Annotated in this window: 1 protein-coding gene; it reads left to right on the top strand. The window is 39.2% G+C overall.

The annotated features are described in order from the left end of the window. The coding region (locus BHECKSOX2_RS09650) for a C80 family cysteine peptidase (protein ID WP_180323757.1) at nucleotides 1–4755 on the top strand (4755 nt) is incomplete at both ends.

The following is a 4755-nucleotide window of genomic DNA, read 5'->3' as shown; positions in this document are numbered from 1 at the left end:
GCCTGATTCCAGTGTACGACTCAACATTATTGGACATTCAGAAAAATTGGAAGAAGTGGGGGCGACAAAGTTAGCAGATTACACCGATCAATTAGCGCAACACTACAAAATGGATTCAGTAGATAGTCACGCCTATTTGAATCGTGCTGCTTTGGTGGGTTGTAACAACGAAAGACTCAGTCAAAGTTACGCTAAAGAGCTTTACACTCGAAAATATTTAAGAGACACTAGTGTTACAGGCAGATTGGGCGATATTCAAGTGAACGAAGATGGTTCTAAAACCATGAACGATAAGGATCAAAAAATCATTCATCGTTGGAGTTATGAAGACAACACATCTACTTGGACAACGCAAAGCTCTGCCAATATTAGTAAAGTTTTAGATCATCTAAAATTGGGCTTAGGTGATAAAACCGCCTCAAATATCCCAGATTCATTGACTTATGAGGATATAGGTAAGCCTATTAACGAAGGTACCACGAAAACTGCCTACACCTTAAAAAACCACCCCGACTTGTTATTTTTACAACTGAATGAAAATCCAGAAGCAAATGATAACATTGAGCAGTTAAAAAACGAAGTTGAGTGGATTAACAAATTTAGAGAAATGGGCATTAAAACGCCAAAATATTTTAAAACGCTTTCTGTCATTGGCGAAGACGCTCAAGAACATCATGGTATTTTAGTTGAACGCATTCACGACTCATTGACAACAAAACCAGGACTGGCACTTCCTCCAGGTGAGCGCATAACACACAAAACACTGGCCGATGTTCAGAATTTATTACAGCAATTTGAACAACATTCAAATTTGAGTATTGGTGATTTTCAAATGTTATTGGGTAGAGATGGGCAACTTTATGTTATTGACCCATTAAACGCTTACTCGCCATCGTCTGAAACTTTGCAACCTTTTTCACAGCAAACCAGGCAAGACAATATAAAAGATTTAAAAGAATGGAGAGAGGCCTCACTAAACACCCTAAAAGCCTTTGACCAAACCCAAGGCATGCACGCCATTCTTGTTGACAAGACTATGTTAGAGAGCGATCCAGCATTTGAAAAAAGCCTATTAAATAAAGCAAAAAAACAACAAGACCTTGTGGTTATGAGTTACGACTCAGATGGTACAACTCAGGTGCTTTACGCACCAAAAAGTGATTATGAAATCAATAGCATTGAAGTGATGGTTGATAAAAACAATCACTTTATGAGTGAAGAGCAGATGAGTGATTTAATCAAAGATACCCCTCAAGTATCTGATGATATGATTTTTCGCCACACACTCAAAAAAGACTTTAGCAACTATCGAAGCAATATTATCGTTCAAAATGGCAACAGCGACATTGCAATCAAGGCCGCCCAAGATCTTGCCAACAAACATCCAGACAATAGCATTATTGTTCGTTTTGATGCTGATGGCAATTTAATCACACTAACAGATGGAATTTATACACCTAAAGGCAATGTGCGTCTTAGTTTTGTCGATCATGGCGCCGATCTCAGCAAAGAAGGCGCACAATCGTTAGCAGATAAAGTCAAAATACTGCAACAAACTTACGGCAACGACAGCACCGACATTGGGCGTATCGCCTTGGTTGGTTGTAATACCGATGGCATTGATCAGAACCTCACCCAAGACTTTGCCAAAGCCATTTATAACGACACACCTGAGCTAAAAACTGCCGAAATAACCGGCAGAAAAGGCAACATGCAAATCAACCCTGATGGCACCAAAACCATGGAAACAGGCAGTGAAAAGATGATTTATCAGTGGAACGATGACTTAAATATCGTTACCCAGCAGACTGAAGAATCTAAGCGCGTGGGAGAAATATTAGAGGGTTTAAAGCTTGGTGGTGCGAGCTCCAAAGGATCATCGGATACAGACAACATCCCAAGCACATTAAGCAGTGATCAAGTAGACATAACAAATTTTGTTGGTAAAGGTGCATTTAAAACTGCCTACAATTTTAAAAACCGGCCTGATTTATTGGTATTGCTATTGGGGTCAAAATATCCAGCCCATGATATTAAGAATGAAATAAGGTGGTTAAAACAACTAGATTCACTTGGTATAAAAACACCTAAACGCCATAAAAAAATCACATTTGTAGATCAATCTAAAGCCAATGTTACGCGACACGGTATAGTGGTGCAAAAAATTAAAGGCGCACAAGATATAAAATTATCGTATAGAAGTTGGATTCTGGCAGGAGATCCTCTGTTAAGAATACTTAACAATAGCAACGATCGAACCTTAGAAGACATTGAGCGTTTGCGAAAAATATTTGCAACAAATCCCAATTTTTGTATATCCGATTTTCAGGGGATTATTGCTGAAGACGGTCAATTCTATGTTATAGATCCACAGGATGTTGATCTTCGTACAGGCAATATGCGTAATTTAGCTGAGTTAAGCGCCTTACAGGGGTTCAAAGAAGTTATTTTAAAACACCACGAGCGCTTTACCGACAAAACACTCAACCACATTACCTACATCGATAAGAAACTCTGGGACTCACCCGATGGCGTACTCAAACAAAAAATACTAAATGATGTAAAAGGAAAGAATAATAAAGTTATTGTTATCCATGATTTTGCAACAGGTGAAAAAGAAGTTTTTCATAAACCAGACGACAGTCAAAATTTAGTTTTTGAGACTGTAGAAGTTATTACCGATGATAGCAATAAGCAACGTGTTGATTTAAGAAAAGACAGTCTTGATTTTCTCAAGACACGGAGCTGGGAAGAAAGCGATAAGTCTGTTTTCCGTGTCAACACGCCTGAGGGTTATGAAGCCCTAAACCTAAAAAGCAATGACAAAAACAAGCACAACATTATCTTGTCCATTGGCGAAGACAAAGTCACCAGAGATGCCGCCAAAGCGTTATTTGACAAACACCCTAACACCAGCGTTCTTGTTACACTGAATCGACAAGGAAAATTGGTTTTTCCAAGGGGCAAAGCATTTACGCCTGATTCTAGTGTACGACTCAACATTGTTGGACATTCAGAAAAATTGGAAGAAGTGGGGGCAGCAAAGTTAGCAAATTACACCGATAAATTAGTGCGACACTACAAGATGGATTCAGCAGGCAGTCATGCCTATTTGAATCGTGCTGCGTTAGTGGGCTGTAAAAACAAAGCGCTGAGTGAAAATTACGCCAAGCAACTTTATACCCGAGAATACTTAAGAGGCGCTAGCGTTACAGGCAGATTGGGCGATATTCAAGTGAACGAAGATGGCTCTAAAACCATGAACGATAAGGATCAAAAAATCATTCATCGTTGGGATTATGGACGTAACAGATCTACTTGGACAACGCAAAGCTCTGCCAATATTAGTAAAGTTTTAGATCATCTAAAATTGGGCTTAGGTGATAAAACCGCCTCAAATATCCCAGATTCATTGACTTATGAGGATATAGGTAAGCCTATTAACGAAGGTACCACGAAAACTGCCTACACCTTAAAAAACCACCCCGACTTGTTATTTTTACAACTGAATGAAAATCCAGAAGCAAATGATAACATTGAGCAGTTAAAAAACGAAGTTGAGTGGATTAACAAATTTAGAGAAATGGGCATTAAAACGCCAAAATATTTTAAAACGCTTTCTGTCATTGGCGAAGACGCTCAAGAACATCATGGTATTTTAGTTGAACGCATTCACGACTCATTGACAACAAAACCAGGACTGGCACTTCCTCCAGGTGAGCGCATAACACACAAAACACTGGCCGATGTTCAGAATTTATTACAGCAATTTGAACAACATTCAAATTTGAGTATTGGTGATTTTCAAATGTTATTGGGTAGAGATGGGCAACTTTATGTTATTGACCCATTAAACGCTTACTCGCCATCGTCTGAAACTTTGCAACCTTTTTCACAGCAAACCAGGCAAGACAATATAAAAGATTTAAAAGAATGGAGAGAGGCCTCACTAAACACCCTAAAAGCCTTTGACCAAACCCAAGGCATGCACGCCATTCTTGTTGACAAGACTATGTTAGAGAGCGATCCAGCATTTGAAAAAAGCCTATTAAATAAAGCAAAAAAACAACAAGACCTTGTGGTTATGAGTTACGACTCAGATGGTACAACTCAGGTGCTTTACGCACCAAAAAGTGATTATGAAATCAATAGCATTGAAGTGATGGTTGATAAAAACAATCACTTTATGAGTGAAGAGCAGATGAGTGATTTAATCAAAGATACCCCTCAAGTATCTGATGATATGATTTTTCGCCACACACTCAAAAAAGACTTTAGCAACTATCGAAGCAATATTATCGTTCAAAATGGCAACAGCGACATTGCAATCAAGGCCGCCCAAGATCTTGCCAACAAACATCCAGACAATAGCATTATTGTTCGTTTTGATGCTGATGGCAATTTAATCACACTAACAGATGGAATTTATACACCTAAAGGCAATGTGCGTCTTAGTTTTGTCGATCATGGCGCTGATCTCAGCAAAGAAGGCGCACAATCGTTAGCAGATAAAGTCAAAATACTGCAACAAACTTACGGCAACGACAGCACCGACATTGGGCGTATCGCCTTGGTTGGTTGTAATACCGATGGCATTGATCAGAACCTCACCCAAGACTTTGCCAAAGCCATTTATAACGACACACCTGAGCTAAAAACTGCCGAAATAACCGGCAGAAAAGGCAACATGCAAATCAACCCTGATGGCACCAAAACCATGGAAACAGGCAGTGAAAAGATGATTTATCAGTGGAA

This window comes from thiotrophic endosymbiont of Bathymodiolus puteoserpentis (Logatchev) (assembly GCF_900127505.1).
Taxonomy (GTDB): domain Bacteria; phylum Pseudomonadota; class Gammaproteobacteria; order PS1; family Pseudothioglobaceae; genus Thiodubiliella.
Note: the sequence above shows the minus strand (reverse complement) of the source record. Positions and strands in the feature narration are given on the sequence as shown.